The sequence below is a fragment of the Stenotrophomonas sp. YJH_SMC_14-1 genome, assembly GCF_059372275.1.
In genome coordinates this window covers 73,787-100,067 of record NZ_JCAFVK010000011.1, presented here as the reverse complement: position 1 = coordinate 100,067, position 26,281 = coordinate 73,787, and the positions used below count along the sequence as shown (strand labels likewise).

Below are 26,281 nucleotides of genomic sequence, written 5' to 3'. Positions count from 1 at the left end.
CGGAAGGATCTCCCACCATTATTGCGGGGTGCGCGTGAAATATGGAGGGCGGACCACCGCGGTAGTGCCGGCCGCTGGCCGGCAGATTTGCCGTACCGAGAAAGCCGGCCAGCGGCCGGCTCTACCCTTAGATCCACGCCATGCGTGGATGGGCCGTTCTACGCACGCTGCGCGCGCTTGAGCAGCTTCGCTTCGCGCTTGCGTGCGCGACGTGCCCGCCAGCGTTCGGCCAGGCACGAGAAGATCACGTACAGCGCCGGCGTGCTGAGCAGGGTCAGGCTCTGCGAGAACAGCAGGCCGCCGATCATCGCGATGCCCAGCGGGCGGCGCAGTTCGGAGCCTTCGCCCAGGCCGATCGCCAGCGGCACCGCCGCCAGGATCGCCACCATCGTGGTCATCATGATCGGGCGGAAGCGCACGATGCTGGCCTCGCGCGCGGCATCGCGCGGTGCCAGGCCATGCTCGCGCTGCGCCACCAGCGCGAAGTCGATCATCATGATCGCGTTCTTCTTGACGATGCCGATCAACAGCACCAGCGCGATCATCGAGATCACCGACAACTCGGTGTTGGTGCCGAACAACGCGAGCAGTGCACCCACGCCCGCCGCCGGCAGCGTGGACAGGATGGTGACCGGGTGGATCAGGCTCTCGTACAGCATGCCCAGCACCAGGTACACGGTCAGGATCGCGGCGAACACCAGAATCAGCATGTCGCTGGGGTCGGAGTTGAAGCCGAAGCCCGCATCATCGGCCAGGCGGATGTCACCGGGCATGCGCATGCCGGCCACGGTCGCGTCGATGATCGCCTTGGCCTCACCCATGCTCACGTTCGGAGCCAGGTTGTAGCTGAGGTCCATCGTCGTGTACTGGTTCTCGTGGGTGATCTGCGAAGGGGCCAGGCCGGGCATCTGCGTGGCCACCGCGGTGATCGGCACCATGTCGCCGTTGCGCGCACGCACGTACACCTCGTCCAGCGCGGCGGGGGTGGCGGTCTGCGAGGGCAGGGCGTTGACCACCACGCTGTACTGGTTGATGTCCGAATAGATGGTGGAGATCTGGCGCTGGCCGAACGCACCGTACAGCGCACCGTCGATGGCACCCACGGTGATGCCCAGGCGTGCGGCCTTGGCGCGGTCGATCTGGATGTTCTGGCGCAGGCCGGCGTTGTCCACGTCGGTACCGACATCGCGCAGCTTGGGGTTCTTCTTCAGCTCCGCCTGCAGCTTGGGCAGCCATTCCTGCAGCGATGCCAGGTCGTTGCCCTGCAGCGAGATACGGTACTGCGCGCCCTGGCTGGAACCGCCGCCATCGTTGCTGGGCAGATCCTGGATCGCGCGCAGGCGCAGCTGCAGGTCGGGGTAGCGGTCGGCCTTGGCACTCAGCCGTGCGAGTGCGTGCGCCGTGGTCTCGCGACGGCCATCGCTGCGCGACTTCAGCTCGATGTTGAACTGTGCGCTGGAGCCCTGGCGGCCGCTGCCCAGGCGCACGCCCACGGTCTTCACCGCGGGGTCGGCCATCAGCATGTCGGTGATGCGGCGCTGGCGGGCGACCATGTCCTCGAAGGACACCGTGGCGCTGGAATTGGCGCGGCCCCAGATCAGGCCGGTGTCCTGCGGCGGGAACGCGCCCTTTTTCACCGCGCCGAACAGGAAGACGGTGGCGCCGATCAGGATCAGCGGGGTCAGCGACAGCAGCAGCGCGTGGCGCAGCGAGAAGTCGAGGAAGACCGTGTAGATGCGAAGCATGCGCTCATGGCCGGCATCCAGCCAGCGGCCGAAGCGCGACGGCGGCGCGCTGTGGTCGTGCGCGCTGAGGAATCGGCTGCACAGCGCCGGAGTCAGCGTCAGCGAGACGATCATCGAGACCACGATGGCCGCCACCAGGGTGACGGTGAATTCGCGGAAGAACGCACCCATCATGCCGCTGGCGAACAGGAGCGGGATGAACACCGCCACCAGCGAGGCGGTGATCGAGACGATGGTAAAGCCGATCTCGCGCGCGCCGGTGAGCGCCGCCTGCATCCGCGGCATGCCTTCGTCGAGGTGGCGCATGATGTTCTCGATCACCACGATCGCATCGTCGACCACGAAGCCGATCGCGATCACCAGCGCCAGCAGGCTCAGGTTGTTCAGGGTGAAGCCCATCACGTACATCACCAGCGCGGCACCGGCCAGCGACAGCGGCACGGTCACCGCGGCGATCAGCGTGGGTGCCAGCCGGCGCAGGAACAGCGCCATCGTCAGCACCACCATCGCCAGGCTGATCAGCAGGGTGATCTGCACTTCATGCAGCGACGAGCGGATGGTCGGCGTACGGTCGAAGTACGGCGTCATCGTGGTGCCGGGCTGCAGGTAATCGCGCAGGGTCGGGATCTGCGCCTTGACCCGGTCCACGGTCTCCACGATGTTGGCGCCGGCACGGGTGAACACGTACATCACCACCGCCGGTTTGTGGTCGAACCACGCGGCCTGGTAGGCATCCTGCTGGCCGTCGTAGACGTTGGCGATGTCCTTCAGGCGGATCACCCGGCCATCGCCCTGGGTCTTGACCACCAGGTCGGCGAAGTCGGCGGCACGCGCCACCGAGTCGTTGGCGATGATCGCGGTAGTGGTGTTGCCGTCGCTGAGGAAGCCGGTGGGCGAGGTCACGTTGGCCGCGCGCACGGCGTTGCGCAGGTCATCGGCGGTCAGGCCGAGCGCGTTCATCAGGCGCAGGTTGACGTCCACACGCACCGCCGGCGTCGAAGCGCCAGCGATGTCGACCGAAGCAACGCCGCTGATCTGGCGGATGCGCTGGGCCAGCAGCGAGTCGGCGACGTTGTACAGCTCGTCGGCCGACTGCGTCTGCGAGGTCAGCGCGATGGCGATGACCGGGTCGTCGTTCGGATTCGCCTTCTGGTACATCGGCGAGCCCATGCCCGAAGGAAGGTCGGCCTGCGCCGAGTTGATCGCGGTCTGCACGTCCAGCGCGGCCGAATCGATGTTGTGGCCGCTCTGGAAGATCATGAACACCAGCGAGCTGCCTTCCGAGCTCGACGAGCGCATGCGGTCGATGCCCGGCAGCTGGCCAAGGTGGCGCTCCAGCGGCGCGGTGACTGTCGCGGCCATGGTCGCCGCATCCGCGCCGGACTGGCTGGCGTGCACGAAGATCACCGGGATCTCGATGTTCGGCAGTGCCGATACGCCCAGGCGCAGGTAGCAGATCAGGCCGACCATGAACAGGCCGATGGCCAGCAGCGCGGTGCCGATCGGGCGGCGGATGAAGGGGCCGGACAGGTTCATCGTGCGGCCCACCGCAGCAGCGGCGCGTGGATCATGCCTGCGGCTCCTGCAGCGAACCGTTGCGCAGTGCGCGCTGCTCGCGGCGGCGCGCCAGCCATTCGGAGAAGCGTTCCATGTACAGGTAGATCACCGGCGTTGTGTACAGCGTGACCAGCTGCGACAGCAGCAGGCCGCCGACGATGGCGATGCCCAGCGGGCGGCGCAGCTCCGAGCCGATGCCGGTGCCCAGCGCCAGCGGCAGTGCGCCGAGCATTGCCGCGGCGGTGGTCATCATGATCGGGCGGAAGCGCAGCAGGCAGGCGCGGCGGATCGCTTCATGCGCGTTGGCACCGGCGCGACGCGCCTCGATTGCGAAGTCCACCATCATGATGCCGTTCTTCTTGACGATGCCGATCAGCAGCACGATGCCGACGATGCCGTCCACCGACAGGCTCAGCCCGCACAGCATCAGCGCCAGCAGCGCGCCGACGCCGGCCGGTGGCAGCGTGGAGATGATCGTGATCGGGTGGATGTAGCTCTCGTAGAGCACGCCGAGCACGATGTAGATCACCACCAGCGAGGCCAGCAGCAGCCACACCACATCGGTCTGGCTGCCGGTGAATTCGGCAGCCTTGCCGATGAACTCGGCATGCAGGTGTGCCGGCATGTCCAGGCTGTCCTTGGTCTCCTGGATCGCACGCACCGCTTCGGACAGCGAATAGCCCGGCGCCACGTTGAACGAGACCGTCACTGCCGGCAGCTGCTGCTGGTGGCTGACCACCAGCGGCGCACTGCTGACCTTGCCTTCGGCCAGCGCCGACAGCGGGATGATGTTGCCGGCGCCGACCGTGATGCCGGTGTTCTGCGCGCCGATGCCGGTGGCGGTGGACGAGTTGGACGAGGTGACCTGGCCGAAGCTGGTGGCATTGGTGCCGGTCAGCGCGCCGGCGCCGTTGGAAGCCACGGCCAGCTGTTCCATCAGCGCGGTGCTGGTACGGAACTCCGGCGCCACTTCCAGCACAACCCGATACTGGTTGAGTTCGGTGAAGATGGTCGAGATCTGGCGCTGGCCGAACGCATCGTAGAGCGTGTCGTCGATGGTCTGCATCGGCACGCCCAGCACACTGGCCTTGTCGCGGTCGATGTTCAGTTCAAGCGCGCGGCCCTGGTTGGACAGGTTGTTGTCCACGTCGGCCAGTTCCGGGCGCTTGCGCAGCGCTTCGGTCAGGCGCGTGGCCTGCGTAGCCACTTCGGCGCTGTCCACGTCCGACAGCGAGTACTGGTATTCGGTGGCGGCCACGCGGGTATCGAGGGTCACGTCCTGCACCGGTTTCAGGTACAGGGCCACGCCCGGAATACCTGCTACCGCCTTCTGCAGGCGCGGCAGGATCTCATCCAGGCCATCACGCTGGCTGCGCTCCTTCAGCACGATCGACAGCTGGCCCTGGTTGAGCGTGGGGTTCATGCTGCCGGCACCGATGAACGCCGACACGCCGGTCACGTCCGGATCCTGGCGCAGCGCTTCGGCAACCTGCCTTGTGCGCTGTTCCATCTGCGGGAAAGCGATGTTCTGGTCCGCCTGCACCACGCCGGTGATCAGGCCGGTGTCCTGCTCGGGCAGCAGCCCCTTGGGAATCAGCACATACAGCAGCACGGTCAGTACCAGCGCGCCACCGGCTACGGCCAGGGTCAGGCGCTGGTGGCCCAGCACCCAGTCCAGGCTGTGCTCGTACAGGCCGACGGTGCGCGTCCACAGGTTCTGCTTGCCGGCCGCCGCTGCGCGCTCATGCGCATCCTCGCCCTCGGGCAGGGCGTCGGGCTTGAGCAGGTAGGCGCACATCATCGGGGTCAGCGTCAGCGAGATCAGCATCGACAGCACCACGGCGATGCTCAGCACCCAGGCGAACTCGTGGAACAGGCGGCCGGTGACGCCGGGCATCAGCAGCAGCGGCAGGAACACCGCCACCAGCGAGATCGTCAGCGACAGCACGGTGAAGCCGATCTGGCGTGCGCCGATCTCGGCCGCTTCCTTGCCACTCTTGCCCTGCTCGATGTAACGCACGATGTTCTCGATCATCACGATCGCATCGTCGACCACGAAGCCGGTGGCCACCACCAGCGCCATCAGCGACAGGTTGTCCAGCGACATGCCGGCGAACGCCATCACCGCAAAGGTGCCGGCCAGCGACAACGGCACCGCCACCGAGGGGATGATGGTGGCCCACAGCCGGCGCAGGAACACGAAGATCACCGCCACCACCAGGCCGATGGTGAGGATCAGGGTGAACTGCACTTCGTGCACCGAGGCGCGGATGGTCTCGGTGCGGTCGTTGAAGATCTCCAGGTGCACGTCGGCCGGCAGCACGCCCTGCAGCTGCGGCAGGATCGCGCGGATGCGCTCGACGGTCTGCACGATGTTGGCGCCCGGCTGGCGGCGCACTTCCAGCAGCACCGCCGGCTTGCCATCGGCCCAGGCCGCCAGCTGGTCGTTCTCCACGCCGTCGACTACCTCGGCCACGTCGGACAGCCGCACCGGGCGGCCGTTCTTGTAGCTGATGATGGTGTCGCGGTACTCGGCGGCGCTGGCCAGCTGGTCGTTGGTGCCGATGCTGTAGGACTGGGTCTTGCCGTTCAACGAGCCCTTGGGCGCATTGACGTTGGCCTGGGTGAGCGCGCTGCGCAGCTGTTCCAGGGTCAGGCCCATGTTCGACAGCTGCGCCGGATTGACCTGGATGCGCACGGCCGGGCGCACGTTGCCGGCAATCGAGACCAGGCCGACGCCCTGCACCTGCGACAGGCGCTGGGCCAGGATCGAGTCGGCGTAATTGTTGACGTCGCGCAGCGGGCGCGTGTCAGAGGTCAGTTTCAGGGTGACGATGGCCGCGTCGGCCGGGTTCACCCGGTTGTAGACCGGCTGGTAGGGCAGCGACGAGGGCAGGGTGGCCTGGCGGATCGCCGCCTGCACGTCCTGCGCGGCGATGTCGATGTCGCGGTCCATCGAGAACTGCAGGATGATCGTGGACAAGCCAGCCGACGAGTCGGAGGTCATCAGCTCCAGCCCGGAGATCTGGCCGAACTGGCGCTCCAGCGGCGTGGTGACCAGCGAGGCCATGGTGGTGGCGTTTGCACCGGGGTACTGGGTGGTGACCACCAGGCTGGGCGCATCGATTTCCGGCAGCGCCGACACCGGCAGCTTGCGGTAACCGAGGATGCCCAGCAGCAACAGGCCCGCCATCAACAGCGAGGTAGCGATCGGGCGGCGGATGAAGATCGTCGAAAAGCCCACGGACTGATCCTTGCTGGCACTTCAATGTCGGCGCCGGCGGGTCCGCCGGCGCGAGGGAGAACCGTGGCCTGCGCTCAGCGCGGACCGCCACCGCGACGGCCACTGCCGCCACCGTTCTTCTGTTCGGCCGCCTTCAGCTCGGCCTCGGTTGGTGCGGCCGGGGTTTCGCCCGGCTTCAGTGCGGTGACCTTGCTGCCCGGCTTCAGGCGGAACTGGCCTTCACTGACCACCCGCTCGCCGCCCTTCAGGCCTTCGGCGATCTGCACCTGGCTGTCGCCCACTTCCACGCCGCTGCGCACGGTCTGCATCTTCACCGTGTTGTCGCCCTGCACGACGTAGACGTACTCGCCATCCGGCCCACGCAGCACGGCCTGGGTCGGAATGACCACGCCGCCGGCAATCGTGCGCAGCTGCATGCGCACGTTGACGAACTGGCCCGGCCACAGGCCGTTGTCGGTGTTGTCGAACAGCGCGCGCGCCTTGAAGGTGCCGCTGTCGGCACTGATCAGGTTGTCGACCACGTCCAGCTTGCCGTCGCCGGACAGCACGTGCGAGTCGGCTCGGTCCAGTGCCGCCACCGGCACCGCGCCGGCGGCCTGCGCCTGGCGCACGTCGCCGAGCTGGCGTTCGGGCAGGTTGAACAGGACGTGGATCGGGTGGATCTGGGTCAGGGTGACCAGCGCGGTGCCGGCGTTGACCACGTTGCCCGCGTCGACCGCGCGGATGCCGGCGATGCCGGTGATCGGTGCGGTGACCCTGGTGTACTGCAGCTGCACCTGTGCCGAGCGCATGCTGGCTTCGTTCGCCGCGACTGCGCTTTCGTACTGTGCCACTTGGTTTCGCTGTGTATCCAGATCGGTCTTCGCGACGAACTGGCGATACTCCGGCGCATTGGAGCGCTGGTAGTTGGAGCGCGCGGTGGCCAGCAGCGCCTCGTTCTGGCGCTTGGCTGCCGCGGCCTGGTCGTAGCTGGCCTGGGCAGTGCGTGGATCGATCACTGCCAGCACGTCGCCCTTCTTCACTTCCTGGCCTTCGCGGAAGTTCAGGCTCATCAGCTGGCCACCGACCTGCGGGCTGACGGTGACGGTGTTCATTGCCGTCACGGTACCCAGTGCGCTGGCATACACCGGTACGTCCTGGTGCGTGGCCTGGACCACGGTCACCGGCACCGGGCCGGCATCCGGGTCTTCGCCACCCTTGCGCGCTCCCGCTGCCGGCTTTCCAGCCTTGTCCTTGCCCCCGCCGATGACGCGCAGGCCGACCACGGCCAGCACCAGAACCGCCACGACCAGCAGCACGATCTTCCAAACACGTGACATTACGAGGACTCCAAGAGGGCTGGACGGGGCGCGGCCCCGGTTGGCAATGCGCAAAGCATACCTGTGCCACATCACGTTTCCTGCATGACGGATGGGACGGGCGCTAAGACCGGATCCGGCCGCGGAGGTTCCCGTGGCGGCGGTGTTGCCCTACATTCAGCTGGACCCCTCTTGCTGTGGAGATTGCGATGCGCCGTTCGCTGCTGCTGTCCGCCCTGCTGCTGGCCCTGCCGGCCGTTGCCCACGCCCAGGACGGGCAACGGCCCGAAGTGACCGCCGCTGCCCAGCGCCTGCAGGCCAAGGTGGTTGAATGGCGCCGCGACTTCCATCAGCACCCGGAACTGTCCAACCGCGAGGCGCGCACCTCGGCCGAGGTCGCCAAGCGCCTGCGTGCGATGGGCTTGAAGCCGAAGACCGGCATCGCCCACCACGGCGTGGTGGCGATCATCGAAGGCGGCAAGCCCGGCCCGAAGATCGCGCTGCGTGCGGACATGGACGCGCTGCCGGTAACCGAACAGACCGGGCTGCCGTTCGCCTCCAAGGCCACCGACCAGTACCGCGGCCAGACCGTGGGCGTGATGCATGCCTGCGGCCATGACGCGCACACCGCCACCCTGCTGGGCGTGGCCGAAGCGCTGGTGTCGATGAAGAAGGACCTGCCGGGCCAGGTGATGCTGATCTTCCAGCCGGCCGAGGAAGGCGCACCGCCGCCGGAAGAGGGCGGTGCCGCGCTGATGCTGAAGGAAGGCCTGTTCGCCGACTTCAAGCCGGAGGCGGTGTTTGGCCTGCATGTGTTCTCCAGCGTGCAGGCCGGTCAGATCGCCGTGCGTGGCGGTCCGCTGATGGCAGCCTCGGACCGCTTCGGCATCAAGGTGATCGGTCGCCAGACGCACGGCTCCGCACCGTGGAACGGTGTCGACCCGATCGTGGCCACGGCCGATCTGGTCGGTACCGCGCAGACCATCGTCAGCCGCCGCGCCAACCTGTCCAAGCAACCGGCGGTGCTGACCTTCGGTGCGATCAACGGCGGCATCCGCTACAACATCATTCCGGACGAGGTGGAGATGGTCGGCACCATCCGCACCTTCGACGAGGGCATGCGCCAGCAGATCTTCGCCGACCTGCGCAACGTGGCCGAACACACCGCCGCCGCGCACGGTGCGAAGGCGGTGACCGACATCTACGAATCGGAAGGCAACCCGGCCACGGTGAACGACCCGCCGCTGACCGCGAAGATGCTGCCGAGCCTGCAGGCGGTGGTGGGCAAGGACAACGTGTACGAGCCACCGCTGCAGATGGGCGCGGAAGATTTCTCGCTGTACGCGAAGGAAGTGCCGGGCATGTTCTTCTTCGTCGGTTCCACCAGCGTGGGCATCGACCCGGCGACGGCGCCGGCCAATCATTCGCCGAAGTTCCTGCTGGATGAGAAGGCGCTGGATGTCGGACTGCGCGCGTTGCTGCAGGTGAGCCTGGATTACTTGAACGGTGCAGGCACGCCTGCGGGGTGAGGGTTTCCGGCAGGGCTTGCAGCCCTGCACCCGCCTAAATCTACGTCAACGTCAAAAGCGGGCATTCCGTGGGATGGCGGGGTGGGTCCGGTTGAGGGGGACGCCGTAAACCCGTCCATGGGGGCTTGGCCGCGGCATCCATGCCGCGGACACCCCCTCAACCGGACCCACCCCGCCTTCGACAGTTTCCCGCGGCTGTTGGTGCCCGCTGCTGTTGGTGGGTGCCGACCGTTGGTCGGCACGGCGGACGTCATGAACGTCTGAAGGATCGGCTTTTGATCTTGATTTTTCTGATCTTTCCCGTGGTGGCGCGGGAAATTGTCCATGGCCGGGAGGGTGGGTTGGCTGGGGGCGTGAGCCGCATGGATGCGGCGACCGAGCTTACATGGACGTACTTGCAGCGGCCCCCAGCCAACCCACCCTCCCGGCCGACCCCGAGATCGTGCCTGAACCACCACGGAGGGGCTCCGCCGTTGGCCGGCCCGGCCGAAGGCCCGCCGTCCGCGCGATACAATGACCCCCATGAACACCCCACAGGATTCCAGCCTCGGTCGCGAGGTCAGTTACCCGTCGCAGTACGATCCCGGCCTGCTGTTTCCCATCCCCCGCAGCGGCGCCCGCGCCGAGATCGGCCTCGATGAGGCCGCGCTGCCGTTCGTCGGCCATGACCGCTGGCACGCCTTCGAGCTGAGCTGGCTCGACCCGCGTGGCAAGCCGCAGGTGGCCGTGGCCACCGTGCAGGTGCCGTGCACCTCGCCGCGGCTGATCGAATCGAAGTCGTTCAAGCTGTACCTCAACTCCCTCAACAGCACCCGCATCGACAGCGCCGAGGCACTGCGCGCGCGCATCGTGGCGGATCTGTCAGATTGTGCCGGTGCGCCGGTCCAGGTCGAGTTCGGGCTGCCGGGCCTGCGCGAGACGCCGCTCGGTGAATCCATCGACGGGCTGGAGCTGGAGATCGACTGCTACGGCCCGCCGCAGGCGGACTTTCTCTCGGCCAATGCCGGTGAGGTGGTGGAGGAGACCCTGGTCTCGGCACTGCTGAAGTCCAACTGCCCGGTCACCGGCCAGCCGGACTGGGCGACGGTCAGCCTGCGCTACCGCGGGCCGAAGATCGATCGTGCCGGCCTGCTGCGCTATCTGGTCAGCTACCGCGAGCACGCCGAGTTCCACGAGCAGTGCGTTGAGCGGATCTTCAGCGAGGTGTCTGCGCGCTGCCAGCCGCAATGGCTGGAAGTCGAGGCGCGCTATACCCGCCGTGGCGGCCTGGACATCAACCCGTGGCGCGCCAGTCCCGGCATTGCCGCCCCGGCCGCGACCTACCGCGAACTGCGCCAGTAACCGCCGCAGGCGGTTGCCCGTTGTGCCGGGCCATGCCCGGCAATCGGCCAAGGCCGGATCCCTCTGGCACAGCCGGCCAGCGGCCGGCACTACCGGGCACCGTCTCTCCCGATTGTTCAGCCGCCCCCCGGGGCGGCTTCACATCTGCACCATCCCCATTTAACAACCGCCATGGCACCGTGCGAGCCACGTAGTCATGCAGACGGGAGTTGTGGATGAGTACCGAGAAGAAAGCCGATTTCTCCGGCGTCAGCGCCAGCGTCGACAGTACCGCCGAGCAGGTGCCGAAGGCGGACTTCTCCGGCGTGAGCGCTTCGGTGGACAGCACCGCCGAGATCGTCAGCGGCGGCACCTATACCGTGCAGAAGGGTGACTCGCTGTCGAAGATCGCCAAGCAGCATCTGGGCGACGCCGACGCCTGGAAGAAGATCTTCGAAGCCAATCGCGATGTGCTTGACGACCCGGACAAGATCTTCCCGGGCCAGACCCTGAAACTGCCGCCGAAGTAAGCCGGCGATCAAACCCCGTCCGACAATCCCTGGGAGGAACCCCGAATGATCAAGACCACCCCGCTCCAGACCGCCCTGATCGCCGCCCTGTTGGGCAGCGTTGCCTTGGTCGGTTGCAAGAAGAAGGAAGAGTCGACCGACACCAACGCCGCTCCGGCCGCCACGGCTCCGGCCGAGCCGGCAGCGCCGGCACCGATGACCGGTGCACCGCCGCCGATGGCGGAAGCTGCCGCGGTCAGCGTTTCCACCGTCACCGTGGGCAAGACCGCTGCCGCCGACAAATCGGTCGCCCCGGCTGCACTGTTCTCGCCGAAGGATGATGTCATCGTCTCGGTCAAGACCGATGGCGCCGCAAACAACGTCAATGTCGGTGCCAAGCTGACCTTCCAGGACGGCCAGGTGGCCGGCGAACAGACCGCGACCCTGAATGCCAGCGGCGCGGAGACCACCAACGTCACGTTCAAGAATGCAAAGGGCTGGCCGGCCGGCAAGTACCGCGCCGAGGTCACGGTCGATGGCAAGGCGGCTGGAACGCCGCAGGAGTTCGAGGTCAAGTAAGTCCTGCCGACTCTCTCCCGGCAGGACTCACGATGGACGCAGCCGCAAGGCTGCGTCCTTTTTTATTGGCCGGTGGCTGGCTTCATCCATGCATGGCGTGGATCCACTGACGGCGGCGTTCGCGCAGATCCACGCCGTGCGTGGATGGATCACAGCGTTGCCGGCGTGCAGTACCGCCACGTATGGCGCGGCTTTGCCCCGCGCGGCTGAAAACGCGACAATGCAGGGGTTTCCCCGCCGCGCGCCCACCCTGACGGCGACGGGGGAAAGCGACACGGTTGCACGTGGCCCGGCGCTGGCGCCGGCCTTCCCCTGAGCATTGCTACAGAGTCCAAGTCCCCCATGTCCAAGATCCTCTACACGCTGACCGACGAAGCACCGTTCCTGGCGACCCAGTCGCTGCTGCCGATCGTCGACGCCTACACCGCCACTGCCGGCATCGTGGTGGAAACCCGTGACATCTCGCTGTCCGGCCGCATCCTGTCGCAGTTCCCGGAACTGCTGTCCGACGCGCAGAAGGTCAGCGACGACCTGGCCGAGCTGGGCCAGCTGGCGACCACCCCGGACGCCAACATCATCAAGCTGCCGAACATCTCCGCCTCGGTGCCGCAGTTGAAGGCGGCCATCAAGGAACTGCAGGACCAGGGCTATCCGCTGCCGGATTACCCGGAGACCCCGGCCGACGACCAGCAGCGCGACTACAAGGCGCGCTACGACAAGGTCAAGGGCAGTGCGGTGAACCCGGTGCTGCGCGAAGGCAACTCCGACCGCCGTGCACCGCTGTCGGTGAAGAACTACGCGCGCAAGCACCCGCACCGCATGGGCGCCTGGGCGTCGGATTCGAAGTCGCACGTCGCGCACATGGCCGCCGGCGATTTCTACGGCAGCGAGCAGTCGGCCACCCTGGCCAACGCCGGTGCGCTGAAGATCACCTTCCACGGCAAGGACGGCAGCGCCGTCGTGCTGAAGGAAAAGACCGCGGTCAAGGCCGGCGAGATCGTCGATGCCGCCGTCATGAGCCGCAAGGCGCTGGCCGCGTTCATCGGTGAGCAGATCGCCGATGCCAAGGCCCAGGGCGTGCTGTTCTCGCTGCACCTGAAGGCGACCATGATGAAGGTCTCCGACCCGATCATGTTCGGTGTGGCGGTCAACGAGTTCTACAAGGACGTGCTGGCCAAGCACGCCGACGTGCTCAAGCAGGCCGGTTTCGATGCCAACAACGGCATCGGTGACCTGGCCGCGCGCCTGCCGTCGCTGCCGGAAGCCACCCGCGCCGCGATCGAAGCGGACCTGGCCGCCGAGTACGCGCAGCGTCCGGGCGTGGCCATGGTCAATTCGGACAAGGGCATCACCAACCTGCACGTGCCGAGCGACGTGATCGTCGACGCCTCGATGCCGGCGATGATCCGCGACTCGGGCAAGATGTGGAACGCCGAAGGCAAGCTGCAGGACACCAAGGCGGTCATCCCGGACCGCTGCTACGCCGGCGTGTACCAGGCCGTCATCGACGACTGCAAGGCGCACGGCGCCTTCGACCCGGCCACCATGGGTTCGGTGCCGAACGTCGGCCTGATGGCGCAGAAGGCCGAAGAGTACGGTTCGCACGACAAGACCTTCCAGATTGCTGCCGACGGCGTGGTCAAGGTCACCGACGATGCCGGCAACGTGGTGTTCGAACACGCCGTGGAAGCGGGTGACATCTGGCGCATGTGCCAGACCAAGGACGCTCCGATCCAGGACTGGGTCAAGCTGGCCGTCGAACGCGCCCGCCTGAGCAGCACCCCGGCCGTGTTCTGGCTGGATGCCGCCCGCGCCCACGACGCGCAGGTCATCGCCAAGGTCGAGCAGTACCTGAAGAACCACGACACCACCGGCCTGGACATCCGCATCCTGCCGCCGGTGGAAGCCACCGCGTTCTCGCTGGACCGCATCCGCAAGGGCGAGGACACCATCTCGGTGACCGGCAACGTGCTGCGCGACTACCTGACCGACCTGTTCCCGATCATGGAGCTGGGCACCAGCGCCAAGATGCTGTCGATCGTGCCGCTGATGGCCGGTGGCGGCCTGTTCGAGACCGGCGCCGGTGGTTCGGCCCCGAAGCACGTGCAGCAGTTCGTCGAAGAGGACTACCTGCGCTGGGATTCGCTGGGTGAGTTCCTGGCCCTGGCCGCGTCGCTGGAACACCTGGGCAACCGCTACGACAACGCCGCCGCCCGCGTGCTGGCCAAGGCGCTGGACGAAGCCAACGGCCAGTTCCTGGACAACGACAAGTCGCCGTCGCGCAAGCTGGGTGGCATCGACAACCGTGGCAGCCACTTCTACATCGCGCTGTACTGGGCGCAGGCGCTGGCCGCACAGGACGAAGATGCGGCACTGAAGGCACGCTTCGCACCGCTGGCCAAGGCACTGACCGACAACGAGCAGAAGATCGTCGAAGAGCTGATCGCGGTGCAGGGCAAGGCCGTGGACATCGGCGGCTACTACCGCCCGGACGTCGCCAAGGCGAGCAAGGCGATGCGCCCGAGCGCGACCTTCAACGCCGCGCTGGAGCAGCTGCGCGGCTGATCCATCGCCGTTCGGTCGTGACACCGGAACCCGCGCTTCGGCGCGGGTTTCTTTTGGGCTCCGGGTCAGAACCCTTTTGCCATGCAAAAGGGATCTCACCCCATTCGACCCGCGTCCAGAACCGTGATTCCCGTCGGCTGTCGGAATGTCGTCAACGAGGCATGAAACTTGCCCGCGATGGCCGTCGCAGAACTGATCGGACACCGTCTGCAACCGCCCTCGATCTGAGCAGTCGATCACGACGGCTGCCGCTGGCGATGCCCTAGCCTTGGCGACGCGAGGCCACCGGGGAGGTGGCCGCACGGGGAACACGGATGGCACGCGTGCTGGTAGTGGGAACCGACATCCAGGGCGAGCAGGCCCTGCTGCAGCGGCTGCGCGTGGCATCGGCCCTGCCGGACGGCCAGATCCGCCGCAGCCAGGACCTGGACGATTGCGACCTGCTGGTCATCCGCGATACGCCGGCGCTGCGCAACGCGGCCCAGCGCATGCGCCAGCAGCGTCCGCGACTGCAGTGCTGGATCGAAGACATCTGCGGCCAGCTGCGTGATGGCGACGGGCACCAGGACGTGCTTGATGACAGTGCCATCGGTCGCGCGCTGCGTCGCATGCAGTTGGCAGTGGAGCCCTTGGCCATGCACGCACCCGCACCGATCCGCCTGGCTGATGGTGCGCATGCCATCACCCGTCTGCTGCGCGAGCGGCTGCCGCTGCGACAGGGCCAGGCCCTGTTGAGTGATGCGGGCGAGCCACTGCTGCTGATGGACCTTGAGCATGACCAGGCCGTGCTGCTGCAGGAACCGGCTACGGCCCTGGTGGAGCGTTTGGCCGATGCCTTCGAACGCCTGCAGCTGGATGCGCTGACACCCGCACGCCTGCATGGCCTGGCCGGTGAGCGGCCACGCCAGCCACTGCGGCCGCTGCTGTGGCAATGGGCGCAGCGCAGCCGCCATTGGCAGGCACTGGACGAACGCCTGCGCGGTGCTTCGGTAAAGCTGCTGCGCTGGCCCGACTTCCGTGTGCTGGGCCATGACCATGATGGCTTCCGCCTGTGCTCGCTGTTGCTCAAGCGCGCGTGCACGGTGGACGAGTGCGCGATGTTGCTTGATCTGCCGCCTGCGGCCGTGCGCGATTTCATCCATGCCGCTTACCTGTGCGGTTACGCGCAGCTGCAGGTAGCGCCGGCGGTACCGCTGCCGGAACGCGCTGCCGGCGCTGACAACGGCCTGCTCGCCCGCCTGTGGCGTCACCTGCGTGGGAGCGAGCGCAATGCGTGAGCACAAGGTGGTGGTGCTGGGCGGCATGGGCAGTGGCAAGTCGACCCTGGTGCGCAGCATCGCGGCCGGCGCGGTGGTCGACACCGACGTGGCCAACAGCGACCGCCTCGGTGCCGACAAGGCCTCCACCACCGTCGCCCTGGACTATGCAGATATCGACCTGCCCAATGGCGAGCGGCTGCGCCTGTATGGCACGCCGGGACAGCAGCGTTTCGATTTCCTCTGGCCGATCCTGCTGCAGGGCGCCCGCGGCGCCGTGCTGCTGCTGGATGCGCGGCGCGCGGGCGTGGTTGCCGAACTGGAGGATTATCTGCAGGTGTTGCGGCCGTTCGCATCGTCATTGGCGCTGGTAGTGGCCGTCACCCATCTCGACCAGGCACCGCACGCCGCGCTGGATGACTGGGCCGCCCGTGCCTGCCTTGATGACCAGCCGCTGCCGCTACTGGCCGTGGATACCCGCGACCGCGAACAGGGATTGCTGCTGATGGATGTATTGATGGGCGAGATGGAAGCGCACGCACTGGTGGCCGCGCATGGCTGACGGGCAGGTGGCGCTGTTGCCCGACGCCGGCCAGCGTGAGCGCCTGCAGCCCTTGCTGCGAGACCTGCAGCAGCGGGTGGAAGGCATACGCACGGTGGTGCTGGCCAGCGTCGATGGCTTCGCCCTGGTCAGTGCCGGTGCCGAAGGGCGCGGTGAACGCCTGGCAGCGATGACCAGCGCGATGCTGGCGCTGGCTGCAGCAGTGGGGCGCGAACTTGTGCTTGGGGATCTGCAGACGCTGATGCTGGAGGCCGCGGGCGGCAAGGTGCTGATGCTGGCGATCCAGGCCGAGGGGCGCGTGCCGTTGCTGCTGATGGCGGCCTGCGACCAGCGCAGCGTGATCGGCCAGGTGCTGTGGCAGAGCAGGGAATGTGGCCAGGCGATCCTGGCCGAACTCGGCGGATCGTGAGCCCGGCCGCAGGGGAACGAGGGGCTCGAACCAACATCGACAAGGGGTGCGACGTGGCTCGACTGAATGAATCGTTGAACGCACTGATGGGCATCGACGGCGCGCAGGCAGTGGCGCTGGTCGACTATGAAAGCGGCATGCTGCTGGGCGAAGCCGGTGCCGGCATGGACATGGAAGTGGCCGCCGCCGGCAACACCGAAGTGATCCGTGCCAAGATGAAGACCGCCGCATCGCTGAACCTCAACGACAGCATCGAGGACATCCTGATCTCGTTGGGCAAGGCGTACCACATCATGCGCCCGGTGGCGAAGAAGAAGGGCCTGTTCTTCTACATCGTGCTGGACCGTACCAGGTCCAACCTGGCATTGGCACGGCGCAAGGTGCAGGACGTGGAAGCCGAACTGGCGATCTGAGCCGGTAGTGCCGGGTGCTGGCCGGCAACTGCATCGACCCATAGACGGTCCAGGTGCTGCCGGCCAGCGGCCGGCACTACCTTCGCGCTCGACGGCATCGCACACGCCAGCGTATGGTGAAGCCGGTCCTCCCGGGTGAGCCATGCATGTCCAGTCCTGACATCGCTGCCGAGCTGGCACCGCGCATCGCGGTAGCCATCCGCGACGGTTTCGAGCAGTACCACGCCCGCTTTGTGGCGATCACCGCGCGGGCGCGGCAGCGCTTCGAGCAGCGCGACTGGGCCGGCGCCCGGCAGGATGCGGTCGAGCGCATCGCCCTGTACGACCTGTGCATCGCCGAGCAGATGGATGCGCTGCGCCGCCTTGCCGGTGACGCGATCGGCGAGCGCGCGCTGTGGTTGCGGGTGCACGCCCGCTACAGCACGCTGCTGCAGGGCCTGATCGACGCGGAGCTGTACAAGACCTTCTACAACACGTTGTCGCGACGCCTGTTCGCTACCCGCGGCGTGGACCCGGCGCTGGAGTTCATCGCCTTCGATGTCGAACCCTCCGATGCCATCACCCACCCGGTGGCGCGGCATACCTACGCGGTTTCGCCGACGCGGCCGGTGGAGGCGCTGCAGCGGGTGCTGGCCGACTATCGCTTCGATATCCCCTATGCGCACCAGCTGCGCTGCGCCGCGGCCATCGCGGTGCGCCTGCAGGATGACCTGGCCCACTGGGGCGATACGCCGGTACGCAGCATCGAGCTGCTCGACACGGTGTTCTACCGCGAGCGCCGCGCTTACCTGGTTGGCCGCGTGTTCGGCGAGCACCGGTTCTCGCCGTGCGTGATTGCCCTGGTGAACGACGAGCGTGGCCTGCGCGCCGATGCAGTGCTGACCCGGCGCCGGGACGTGGCCCACCTGTTCGGCGTGTCACGCAGCTATTTCCAGGCCAACCTGGCCACGGTCGGTGATGCGGTGGTGTTCCTGCGCAGTCTGCTGCCGGGCAAGCCCATCGATGAGATATACACCGTGCTGGGCCGCGCCAAGCAGGGCAAGACCGAGCGCTACCGCACCTTCTTCCGTCATTTCAACGAGCACCCGCAGGAGCGGCTGGTGCATGCAGAGGGCACGCCGGGCATGGTCATGGCGGTGTTCACCCTGCCCAGTTACCCGCTGGTGTTCAAGCTGATCCGCGACCGTTTCGCGTGGCCCAAGGCGATGTCGCGGCAGCAGGTGGAAGAGAAGTACGCACTGGTGTTCAACCTCGATCGTGTCGGCCGCCTGCTCGACGCACAGCCCTATCGCCACCTGCGCTTTCCGCGCGACCGCTTCGCGCCGGCCTTGCTGGAAGAACTGCTGCAGCAGTGCGCGCAGAGCGTACGCATCGATGGCGATGAGGTCGAAGTCGCACTGTGCTATGTGCAGCGTCGTTTTCGTCCCTTGAATCTGTACCTGCGCGAGCAGGGCGCGGAGGCGGTGCGGGCGGCAGTGCTCGACTATGCGCAGGCGATCACCGACATGGCGCGCAACAACATCTTCCCCGGTGACATGCTGCCAAAGAATTTCGGCGTATCACGGCATGGCCGGGCCGTATTCTACGACTACGACGAGCTGTGCCTGGTCAGCGACTGCGTGTTCCGCGCCTGGCCGGAGCCGCGTACGCCGGAGGAAGCGATGTCCGATGAGCCATGGTTCCATGTCGGTCCGCGCGACGTGTTTCCCGAGCGCTTCGGCCCGTTCATGGGCCTGCCCGCTGCAGAGCTGGCAGCGGTGCGCGAGCACTACCGGCACCTGTTCGACCCGGGCTGGTGGCAGGGCCTGCAGGAACGCTTCGCCCGAGGTGACTATCCGGACACGCCGCCCTATGCTGGCGCGCACCGGTTGGCGTGAGCCAGCTGTCATGGGTGTTGGGACTGAGGTACTCTCGCCCTTCATCACCAAGGATCCGGCAATGATGCGTTCCCCATTGTTCCTCGCTCTCGCGTTGGCCGTCGGTGCCGGCGCTCCGCTGTTCGCCGGCGATGCCAGCGCGCAGACCACGCGCGCGGTGCGTGCCACCGCGGAGATGAGCATGGTGCTCTCTGGCCATATCGAGGTCACGCCCGAGGGCGCGGTCAGTTCGTTGGTACTGGACCAGAAGTCGATGCTGTCTCCGAGCATCGCGTCCTTCGTGGAGGGCACCATCGGTGGCTGGCGCTTCGAACCCACCCTGCGCGATGGCACGGCGGTGGCGGCACGTGCGCCATTGCGGGTGCGCCTGCGGGGCAAGGCCATGGCCGATGGTGGCTACGAAGTCAGCATGACCAGCGTCAACTTCAGCGAGTACGATGAGAAAGCCACAGATTCGGTGACCCAAGGTCGCATGGCGCCCCCGCGTTATCCGGAAGAGGTCTATCGGAGCGGCGGCCAAGGCGAAGTACTGCTGGTGGTCAGGATCGCGCGTGACGGCACGGTGGCCGATGTCGTTGCCGAGCAGGTGAACATGACCGTGGTCGGACGCGAGCGCACCCTTGCCAAGATGCGCGAAATCCTGGCCAGGGCCGCCGTCAGCAGTGCCCGCAAGTGGACGTTCAACCCACCGACCACCGGCGAAGCCAGCACCCGCGACAGCTGGACGGTACGCATACCGGTCAATTTCGGCCTGAACGATGATCCCAATGGAGCGGAGCGCTATGGCCGCTGGCGTGCCTTCATCCCGGGCCCACGGCAGGCCGTGCCGTGGCGGAAGGCAGATGCGATCGAGCAGGCCGGCAGCGACCTGCTGCCCGAGGGCGGCATCTACATGGTCGACGGCGCCAAGCGCGGCCTGCGCCTGCTGACGCCGCTGGAGCAGGGCTGACGATCACTGCGGAGCCGGCCAGCCCGGCTCCGCGTCAATCGGCGTAGGGGTAGACCACCACCCGGTTGCGGCCCTGCTCCTTGGCCAGGTACAGCGCCTTGTCGGCCAGCCGCAGCGCCTGCTCGGCATCGACATGGAAGCTGGGGAAGTGGGCCACGCCCAGCGAGACGGTGATGGTGCCGACCGGTTCAAACGGATGGTCGGCAATGTGCTGGCGCAGACGCTCGCCAGCCTGTCGCGCTGACTCGGCGCTGATGCCCGGCAACAGCAGCAGGAACTCCTCGCCGCCGGCGCGGCAGAGGATGTCGCTGTCGCGCGAGTAGCGGCGCATCTGGTTGGCGATGTGGACGATGGCAGCGTCGCCGACGTCATGGCCGTGGTTGTCATTGATCGATTTGAAGCGATCGATGTCCAGCGCCAGGATCGCGAACGGGATGCCCTGTATCTGCAGGGCATCCAGCGCCTGCTGCAGGCCGCGGCGGTTGAGAAGACTGGTCAGCGGATCGGTGCGGCTGGCGCGGTTGAGCGTGCCGATGCGGTCCTGCAGCGCATTGAAGCTGTGCAGTACCGCCTGCTTGAGCTGGGCGACCTCGAAGTACCACGCGCGGATGCCGCTGACGTGGCTGATCGCATTGCCGGTGTCTTCGCCGCCCTGCACGTTGCGTGCGAGCTGCCACAGCGGCATCGAGATGCGACGGGCGAACCACCAGGTGATCAGCAGCGACAGCAGGCCCAGCGGGATTGCGTTCCAGATTACCGCAGTCATCAACCGCGACAGCGGCTGCAGCGTGGCCTCGGTCGGGCGCTGGGCGATGATGCCCCAGCCGGTGGCCGCCACCGGCGCATAGCCGGCCAGCATCGACACGCCCAGGTTGTTGCGCACCTGCTGCGCGCCACGCTCGCCGCGCACCACGGCCTTTACTGCGGGGTTGCCGACCACGTAGTCGCCCACCCGCTTGCCATCGGCGTGGTACAGCAGGCGGCCATGGCGATCGACCACGTACAGGTAGGAACCATCACGGTAGTAGTGCTTGCCCAGCAGCGTGTGCAGTGCGCTGCGCTGGCGCAGGTACAGGGTGCCGCTGACGTAACCACGGTAGTGGCCCTGGCGATCGAAGATCGGGTGCGACAGCGAGACCAGCAGCTTGCCGGTGGCCGACTGGTACGGGTCGCTGATCATCGGCTGGCGCGCGGCCAGCGCGGCATTGTTGCCGACGCTGTGCAGCACTTCGCCCTGCAGCTGCAGGGTCTGCGGCGAGGTGGCGATCACCAGGCCGTCGGCATCCACCACCAGCGAAGAGTTGAAGCTGTTGGTCTGCAGCTGCAGGCGGCTGGCTTCGTCCTGGGCCTGTGCCGGGTCGAGGTTGCCCTGGCCGAGCCGCGTGGCGGCGTAGGCCAGTTCCTGCTGGGCAGCCAGCAGGAAGTTCTGGGTCGTTTCGGCCAGTTTGGTGGCGTAGACGCGGTTGGCCTCCAGGGTGTTGCCGACCAGCTGGTCGCGCTGCACCCGGTAGCTGGCCAGCAGGGTGTTGGCCAGCGCGATGATGGCGCTGAGCAGGGCCAGGGCGAGGATCAGCTTGCCCAGGTTGAGGCGGGGAGACAGCGTTCGCATGCGTCGACGGATCCGGCAGGAGGCTGGACCCGACCGGTTCTCCGGAAGGGGCGACAGCGGGAATCGGTGGCCAGGCCCTCGAGGCCGGGCAGGGCATCGGGCGGATTATCGCCAAAACCGGGCGGCGGTGAAGTGAAGTGGGTCGCCCTGCAGGTAAAAAAAAACCTGCCGCAGCGAGCGGCAGGTTCTTTTCGATGCAATGCCGTGGATCAGCGCTTCATCGAACCGAAGAACTCGTCGTTGGACTTGGTGTTCTTCATCTTGTCGAGCAGGAACTCCATCGCGGCCATTTCATCCATCGGATGCAGCAGCTTGCGAAGGATCCAGATCTTCTGCAGCAGTTCCGGCTCGATCAGCAGGTCTTCGCGGCGGGTGCCGGAACGGTTGATGTCGATGGCCGGGAACACGCGCTTTTCAGCGATGCGACGGCTCAGGTGCACTTCGCTGTTGCCGGTGCCCTTGAACTCTTCGTAGATCACCTCGTCCATCTTCGAGCCGGTGTCGACCAGCGCGGTGGCGATGATGGTCAGGCTGCCGCCTTCTTCCACGTTGCGCGCGGCACCGAAGAAGCGCTTCGGGCGGTGCAGGGCGTTGGCGTCCACGCCACCGGTCAGCACCTTGCCCGAGCTCGGCACCACGTTGTTGTAGGCGCGGGCCAGGCGGGTGATCGAGTCGAGCAGGATCACCACGTCCTTCTTGTGCTCGACCAGGCGCTTGGCGCGCTCGATGACCATTTCGGCCACCTGCACGTGGCGCGCGGCCGGTTCGTCGAAGGTCGAGCTGATGACCTCGCCGCGCACGGTGCGCTGCATTTCGGTCACTTCTTCCGGGCGCTCGTCGATCAGCAGCACGATCAGGTGCACGTCCGGGTGGTTGGTGGTGATGGCGGTGGCGACCTGCTGCATCATCATGGTCTTGCCGGCCTTCGGCTGCGACACGATGAGCGAGCGCTGGCCCTTGCCCTGCGGCGCCATCAGGTCGAGGATGCGGCCGGTGATGTCTTCCGACGAACCGTTGCCGCGCTCCAGGGTGAAGCGGCGGCGCGGGAACAGGGCGGTCAGGTTCTCGAACAGCACCTTGTTCTTCGACGCTTCGATCGGCTCGCCGTTGATGGTGTCGACGATGTTCAGCGCGAAGTAGCGCTCGCCGTCCTTCGGGAAGCGGATGCGGCCGGAGATATGGTCGCCGGTGCGCAGGTTGAAGCGGCGGATCTGGCTGGGCGAGATATAGGTGTCGTCCGGGCCGGCCAGGTAGCTGGCTTCGGCCGCGCGCAGGAAGCCGAAGCCGTCCGGCAGGATTTCCAGCACGCCGTCGGCGGCGACGCCGTCACCGTGGCGGGTCAGTACCTTCAGCAGGGCGAAGATCACATCCTGCTTGCGGGCGCGTGCCACGCCTTCGGAGATCTGCAGCTGCTCGGCGATTTCCAGCAGCTTCTGTGCCGGCATGCGCTTGAGGTCGCTCAGCGAATAGACCGGGAAGCCTTCCGGCACGTTGGCGTGCGGACGCGGCACGAAGGGCTGCTGCTCGCCGCCGTCGTTGGGCATGCCGTCGTCGCGGAAGCGGTTGTTGTTGCGGTCACGGTCGCGGCGGTTGCGGAAGCGGTCACGGCGGTTGCCCTGGCCTTGCCCCTGGCCCTGCTGGCCGTTCTGGTTGTACGGGTTCTGGCCCTGGTTCTGGCCACCGCCCTGGTGGTTCTGCTGCCGCGGCTGGCCGGATTCGCGACCCTCACCACCTTCGCCACCGCCACTGCTGGCAGGGGCCTCGGCGGCGGGCGCGCTCGGTGCGGGGGCGGGGGCCGGTGCCTCGGGCGCGGCGGCCAGCGGCAGGGTCGGCTGCGCCGGAGCGGCGCTGGTTTCGGCGGCTGCCGGGGCGGCGGCCTTGCTCACGCGGGGCTTGCGCACGCGCTTTTCGGCGGGCGCATCGGCGCTGCCGGTTTCGGAAGTGTTATCGGACAAGAGCGTTATTCCTCGCTTGAAGGTGCGAGCGCCCGGCTGGGGCGGCGAACGTTGGGAATGGGTCTGGAAGAAACTGCGTCCAGAGGGTGCGGCACGCGAACGCGGCCGGATGTGCCGACACTATCATCGGCCTGCGGCGCCGTGCAAGGGCTGCCGGGAACAGCATTCATCATGGACGCAGGGCGTCCGCCGGCAGCCGCGGGTGGCGGCTGCCGGAAAACAGCAGGATCAGGCCAGGGCCTTGTCCAGCAGGCCGGCCAGCTGGGCCTTGCCCACCGCACCGATCTGCTCGCCGACCTTCTCGCCGTCCTTGAACACGACCAGGTACGGGATCGAACGCACGTGGTACTTGGCGGCCAGCGCACGATTGTGGTCGACGTTGACCTTGGCGATCTTGGCGCGGCCCTGGTAGGCATCGGCCAGTTCGTCCAGCGCCGGGGCGATCATCTTGCACGGGCCACACCATTCGGCCCAGAAATCGACCAGCACCGGTTCCTTGGAATTCAGCACTGCGCTATCAAAGTCGGCGTCGCCGACATGTACAACCTTGTCGCTCATCTTGGTTTCTCGTCTTGGATTGCACCCGGCCATGCCGGAGGTGGGTGAACTGGGCCATGCCCGGTGGCGCGACCCTCGTCGTTGCCTCGCGGCGCACTGCCGCGGTGCGTTCGGCGGGATGCCTGGACGCTCACGGCCGGCAGTGTACCCCTATCGCAGGGCGGGGACAGGCGCCGGCTGGAACCCAGCGTATCGTGATCGCTTCGAAGCCCGGTATGTGTCGGATTTCACTGTCTTCCCGAAGATGGGGATGGCAGCGGGCGACACCAGCGGGACCGGCGGGGTCGTTCAAGTCCCGTGTGGCTGGATGAAGGCGCGCCGTCTCTCCAGCTGGTGAGACAGGGCATTCCGGTTTGCCGGCCCGAGTGCGTTAAACTGGGCCATTGTGCGGCGCGCGGACCGGGTGGTCCCAGCCTGCCAACCCGCCGCAGGGGCCGCAGTTTGCGACGGTGCCCCTAGACGATGAAGTGCCAGCCGCCCCACGGGCCGGCGGCCATACCAAGACGGACTCATGAGCGACAAACCGCTGACCGATTTGACCTTTTCCTCCTTCGAGCTGCACCCGGCCCTGCAGGCCGGCCTTGAAGGAGCCGGATTCACCCGCTGCACCCCGATCCAGGCGCTGACCCTGCCGGTCGCGCTGCCCGGCGGTGATGTCGCCGGCCAGGCCCAGACCGGCACCGGCAAGACCCTGGCCTTCCTGGTCGCTGTCGTGAACCGCCTGCTGACGCGTCCGGCGCTGGCCGATCGCAAGCCGGAAGATCCGCGTGCGCTGATCCTCGCCCCGACCCGCGAGCTGGCCATCCAGATCCACAAGGATGCGGTGAAGTTCGGTTCCGACCTGGGCCTGCGCTTCGCCCTGGTCTACGGCGGCGTGGATTACGACAAGCAGCGCGAGCTGCTGCAGCAGGGCGTGGACGTGATCATCGCCACCCCGGGCCGCCTGATCGACTACGTCAAGCAGCACAAGGTGGTGTCGCTGCACGCCTGCGAGATCTGCGTGCTGGACGAAGCCGACCGTATGTTCGACCTGGGCTTCATCAAGGACATCCGCTTCCTGCTGCGCCGCATGCCGGAGCGCACCACCCGCCAGACCCTGCTGTTCAGTGCCACCCTCAGCCACCGCGTGCTGGAGCTGGCCTACGAGCACATGAACGAGCCGCAGAAGCTGGTGGTCGAAGCCGAGACCATCACCGCCGCGCGCGTGCGCCAGCGCATCTACTTCCCGGCCGACGACGAGAAGATCCCGCTGCTGCTGGGCCTGCTGTCGCGCAGCGAAGGCGCGCGCACCATGGTCTTCGTCAACACCAAGGTGTTCGTCGAGCGCGTGGCGCGTTCGCTGGAAAAGGCCGGCTACCGTGTCGGCGTGCTGTCCGGTGATGTGCCGCAGAAGAAGCGCGAGAGCCTGCTCAACCGCTTCCAGAAGGGCCAGCTGGAAATCCTGGTGGCCACCGACGTGGCTGCGCGCGGCCTGCACATCGACGGCATCAAGTACGTCTACAACTACGACCTGCCGTTCGACGCCGAAGACTACGTGCATCGCATCGGCCGCACCGCGCGCCTGGGTGAAGAGGGCGACGCCATCAGCTTCGCCTGCGAGCGCTACGCCATGGGCCTGCCGGACATCGAGGCCTATATCGAGCAGAAGATTCCGTCCGAGCCGGTCACCAAGGAACTGCTGACCCCGCTGCCGCGCCCCGAACGCCCGGCTCCGGCTGCAGGCGAGGAAGGCGAGGACAACGAAAGCGTCGGCCAGATCTTCCGCGAAGCACGCGAAGCCCGTGCCGCCGAGGAAGAGCGTCGGGGCGGTGGCCGCAGTGGCGGCCGTTCCGGTGGTGGTGGTGGCCGTGGTGGCCGTGACGGTGAGCGCAGCGGCGAACGCCGTTCGCGTGGCCCGCGCAAGCCACGCGCGGAAGGCGAGCAGGGCGCTGCCGCGCCGGCCGCCGGTGCCGAAGGCGCCGCTGCCCAGGCCCCGCGTCCGCCGCGCCCGCCGCGCGCCGAAGGCGCACCGGAAGGTGCTGCGGACGGCGAGCACAAGCCGCGCAAGCGCCGCCGCCGTCGCCACGGTCGTCCGGTCGAAGGTGCCGAGGGCGTGCAGAACGCCGCCGGCAATGGCGCCAGCCCGGTCACGCCGGTGCAGGTGGTGGCCAAGCCGGTGCGCACGGCTGCTGATACCGGCGATTCGTTCCTGACCCGCATCGGCCGCAAGATCCGCCGGATGCTGTCGGGCAGCTGATCGGCGCTGCCGATCAGCGGGTAGCACCCGACCGTTGGTCGGGTGGCTTCAAGGGCGTGCCGGCCAACGGTCGGCACCCACCCTGGCCGGCAGCTGTGTGGGTTGCCGGCC

General features: G+C 67.3%; 18 protein-coding genes. 12 read left to right on the top strand and 6 right to left on the bottom strand.

Features of this window, described 5'->3' with window-relative positions:
- Positions 1–158 precede the first annotated feature (158 nt).
- The 3 genes from AC5P9P_RS18815 to AC5P9P_RS18805 all read right to left on the bottom strand — a co-directional run bounded on the left by AC5P9P_RS18815 (position 159) and on the right by AC5P9P_RS18805 (position 7,865).
- On the bottom strand, positions 159–3,281 hold the full coding sequence (locus AC5P9P_RS18815; RefSeq protein ID WP_033833571.1) for an efflux RND transporter permease subunit: 3,123 nt from the start codon (positions 3,279–3,281) through the stop codon (positions 159–161).
- A 31-nt stretch (positions 3,282–3,312) separates the two neighbouring features.
- Positions 3,313–6,546, bottom strand: a complete 3,234-nt coding sequence (locus AC5P9P_RS18810) for an efflux RND transporter permease subunit (protein ID WP_111188490.1) — start codon at positions 6,544–6,546, stop codon at positions 3,313–3,315.
- Between the two features lie 74 nt (positions 6,547–6,620).
- Complete coding sequence (locus AC5P9P_RS18805) at positions 6,621–7,865, bottom strand: efflux RND transporter periplasmic adaptor subunit (RefSeq protein ID WP_111172462.1); 1,245 nt, start codon at positions 7,863–7,865, stop codon at positions 6,621–6,623.
- 188 nt (positions 7,866–8,053) lie between these two features.
- On the opposite strand from AC5P9P_RS18805, the gene AC5P9P_RS18800 reads away from it, so the two are divergent.
- The 11 genes from AC5P9P_RS18800 to AC5P9P_RS18750 all read left to right on the top strand — a co-directional run bounded on the left by AC5P9P_RS18800 (position 8,054) and on the right by AC5P9P_RS18750 (position 19,812).
- Positions 8,054–9,373 (top strand): M20 family metallopeptidase, encoded by a 1,320-nt coding sequence (locus AC5P9P_RS18800; RefSeq protein ID WP_495233023.1) that lies wholly within the window; start codon positions 8,054–8,056, stop codon positions 9,371–9,373.
- 522 nt (positions 9,374–9,895) lie between these two features.
- On the top strand, positions 9,896–10,714 hold the full coding sequence (gene queF / locus AC5P9P_RS18795; RefSeq protein ID WP_033833570.1) for an NADPH-dependent 7-cyano-7-deazaguanine reductase QueF: 819 nt from the start codon (positions 9,896–9,898) through the stop codon (positions 10,712–10,714).
- Between the two features lie 215 nt (positions 10,715–10,929).
- Positions 10,930–11,223 carry a LysM peptidoglycan-binding domain-containing protein gene (locus AC5P9P_RS18790; RefSeq protein WP_495233022.1) on the top strand — a complete coding sequence of 98 codons (294 nt, stop codon included), beginning with the start codon at positions 10,930–10,932 and terminating at the stop codon, positions 11,221–11,223.
- Between the two features lie 45 nt (positions 11,224–11,268).
- Entirely contained in the window at positions 11,269–11,781 is a 513-nt protein-coding gene (locus tag AC5P9P_RS18785) for a hypothetical protein (RefSeq protein ID WP_005411286.1), read from the top strand.
- Between the two features lie 342 nt (positions 11,782–12,123).
- Positions 12,124–14,346: an NADP-dependent isocitrate dehydrogenase gene (locus tag AC5P9P_RS18780; RefSeq protein ID WP_033833567.1), complete on the top strand. Its 2,223-nt coding sequence runs from the start codon at positions 12,124–12,126 to the stop codon at positions 14,344–14,346.
- 314 nt (positions 14,347–14,660) lie between these two features.
- A complete protein-coding gene (locus AC5P9P_RS18775) occupies positions 14,661–15,623 on the top strand; it encodes a hypothetical protein (RefSeq protein WP_111188661.1) in 963 nt (320 codons plus the stop codon).
- Positions 15,616–16,164, top strand: a complete 549-nt coding sequence (locus AC5P9P_RS18770; RefSeq protein WP_005411282.1) for a GTP-binding protein — start codon at positions 15,616–15,618, stop codon at positions 16,162–16,164. The genes AC5P9P_RS18775 and AC5P9P_RS18770 overlap by 8 nt, the downstream gene beginning before the upstream one ends.
- Positions 16,157–16,573, top strand: a complete 417-nt coding sequence (locus AC5P9P_RS18765; RefSeq protein ID WP_005411281.1) for a roadblock/LC7 domain-containing protein — start codon at positions 16,157–16,159, stop codon at positions 16,571–16,573. Before AC5P9P_RS18770 ends, AC5P9P_RS18765 begins: the two co-directional genes overlap by 8 nt.
- A 53-nt stretch (positions 16,574–16,626) precedes the next feature.
- Positions 16,627–16,986: a hypothetical protein gene (locus tag AC5P9P_RS18760; RefSeq protein ID WP_495233021.1), complete on the top strand. Its 360-nt coding sequence runs from the start codon at positions 16,627–16,629 to the stop codon at positions 16,984–16,986.
- A gap of 146 nt (positions 16,987–17,132) precedes the next feature.
- A complete protein-coding gene (aceK, locus tag AC5P9P_RS18755) occupies positions 17,133–18,863 on the top strand; it encodes a bifunctional isocitrate dehydrogenase kinase/phosphatase (protein ID WP_111173471.1) in 1,731 nt (576 codons plus the stop codon).
- A gap of 61 nt (positions 18,864–18,924) precedes the next feature.
- The gene (locus AC5P9P_RS18750) at positions 18,925–19,812 is read left to right on the top strand and encodes an energy transducer TonB (RefSeq protein WP_049403515.1); all 888 of its coding nucleotides are present in this window, start codon (positions 18,925–18,927) and stop codon (positions 19,810–19,812) included.
- Positions 19,813–19,846: 34 nt separating this feature from the next.
- Here AC5P9P_RS18750 and AC5P9P_RS18745 read toward each other — a convergent pair whose 3' ends face one another.
- The 3 genes from AC5P9P_RS18745 to trxA all read right to left on the bottom strand — a co-directional run bounded on the left by AC5P9P_RS18745 (position 19,847) and on the right by trxA (position 23,934).
- Positions 19,847–21,421 (bottom strand): sensor domain-containing diguanylate cyclase, encoded by a 1,575-nt coding sequence (locus tag AC5P9P_RS18745; protein WP_049433104.1) that lies wholly within the window; start codon positions 21,419–21,421, stop codon positions 19,847–19,849.
- A gap of 209 nt (positions 21,422–21,630) precedes the next feature.
- Positions 21,631–23,376: a transcription termination factor Rho gene (gene rho / locus AC5P9P_RS18740; RefSeq protein ID WP_005414668.1), complete on the bottom strand. Its 1,746-nt coding sequence runs from the start codon at positions 23,374–23,376 to the stop codon at positions 21,631–21,633.
- Positions 23,377–23,604: 228 nt separating this feature from the next.
- Positions 23,605–23,934, bottom strand: coding sequence for a thioredoxin (gene trxA, locus AC5P9P_RS18735; RefSeq protein WP_005411275.1), 330 nt, complete (start codon positions 23,932–23,934; stop codon positions 23,605–23,607).
- 511 nt (positions 23,935–24,445) lie between these two features.
- Here trxA and rhlB point away from each other — a divergent pair.
- The gene (gene rhlB, locus AC5P9P_RS18730; protein ID WP_049403517.1) at positions 24,446–26,170 is read left to right on the top strand and encodes an ATP-dependent RNA helicase RhlB; all 1,725 of its coding nucleotides are present in this window, start codon (positions 24,446–24,448) and stop codon (positions 26,168–26,170) included.
- Positions 26,171–26,281 lie beyond the last annotated feature (111 nt).

What these genes read in the sequence shown, in the direction of transcription:
- AC5P9P_RS18765 (WP_005411281.1), top strand. Translation starts at nt 16,157, where the DNA reads ATGGCTGACGGGCAGGTGGCGCTGTTGCCCGACGCCGGCCAGCGTGAG.
- AC5P9P_RS18790 (WP_495233022.1), top strand. Translation starts at nt 10,930, where the DNA reads ATGAGTACCGAGAAGAAAGCCGATTTCTCCGGCGTCAGCGCCAGCGTC.
- trxA (WP_005411275.1), bottom strand. Translation starts at nt 23,934, where the DNA reads ATGAGCGACAAGGTTGTACATGTCGGCGACGCCGACTTTGATAGCGCA.
- AC5P9P_RS18815 (WP_033833571.1), bottom strand. Translation starts at nt 3,281, where the DNA reads ATGAACCTGTCCGGCCCCTTCATCCGCCGCCCGATCGGCACCGCGCTG.
- AC5P9P_RS18750 (WP_049403515.1), top strand. Translation starts at nt 18,925, where the DNA reads ATGATGCGTTCCCCATTGTTCCTCGCTCTCGCGTTGGCCGTCGGTGCC.
- AC5P9P_RS18785 (WP_005411286.1), top strand. Translation starts at nt 11,269, where the DNA reads ATGATCAAGACCACCCCGCTCCAGACCGCCCTGATCGCCGCCCTGTTG.
- aceK (WP_111173471.1), top strand. Translation starts at nt 17,133, where the DNA reads ATGTCCAGTCCTGACATCGCTGCCGAGCTGGCACCGCGCATCGCGGTA.
- AC5P9P_RS18800 (WP_495233023.1), top strand. Translation starts at nt 8,054, where the DNA reads ATGCGCCGTTCGCTGCTGCTGTCCGCCCTGCTGCTGGCCCTGCCGGCC.
- queF (WP_033833570.1), top strand. Translation starts at nt 9,896, where the DNA reads ATGAACACCCCACAGGATTCCAGCCTCGGTCGCGAGGTCAGTTACCCG.
- AC5P9P_RS18745 (WP_049433104.1), bottom strand. Translation starts at nt 21,421, where the DNA reads ATGCGAACGCTGTCTCCCCGCCTCAACCTGGGCAAGCTGATCCTCGCC.
- rhlB (WP_049403517.1), top strand. Translation starts at nt 24,446, where the DNA reads ATGAGCGACAAACCGCTGACCGATTTGACCTTTTCCTCCTTCGAGCTG.
- AC5P9P_RS18770 (WP_005411282.1), top strand. Translation starts at nt 15,616, where the DNA reads ATGCGTGAGCACAAGGTGGTGGTGCTGGGCGGCATGGGCAGTGGCAAG.
- AC5P9P_RS18775 (WP_111188661.1), top strand. Translation starts at nt 14,661, where the DNA reads ATGGCACGCGTGCTGGTAGTGGGAACCGACATCCAGGGCGAGCAGGCC.
- AC5P9P_RS18805 (WP_111172462.1), bottom strand. Translation starts at nt 7,865, where the DNA reads ATGTCACGTGTTTGGAAGATCGTGCTGCTGGTCGTGGCGGTTCTGGTG.
- AC5P9P_RS18780 (WP_033833567.1), top strand. Translation starts at nt 12,124, where the DNA reads ATGTCCAAGATCCTCTACACGCTGACCGACGAAGCACCGTTCCTGGCG.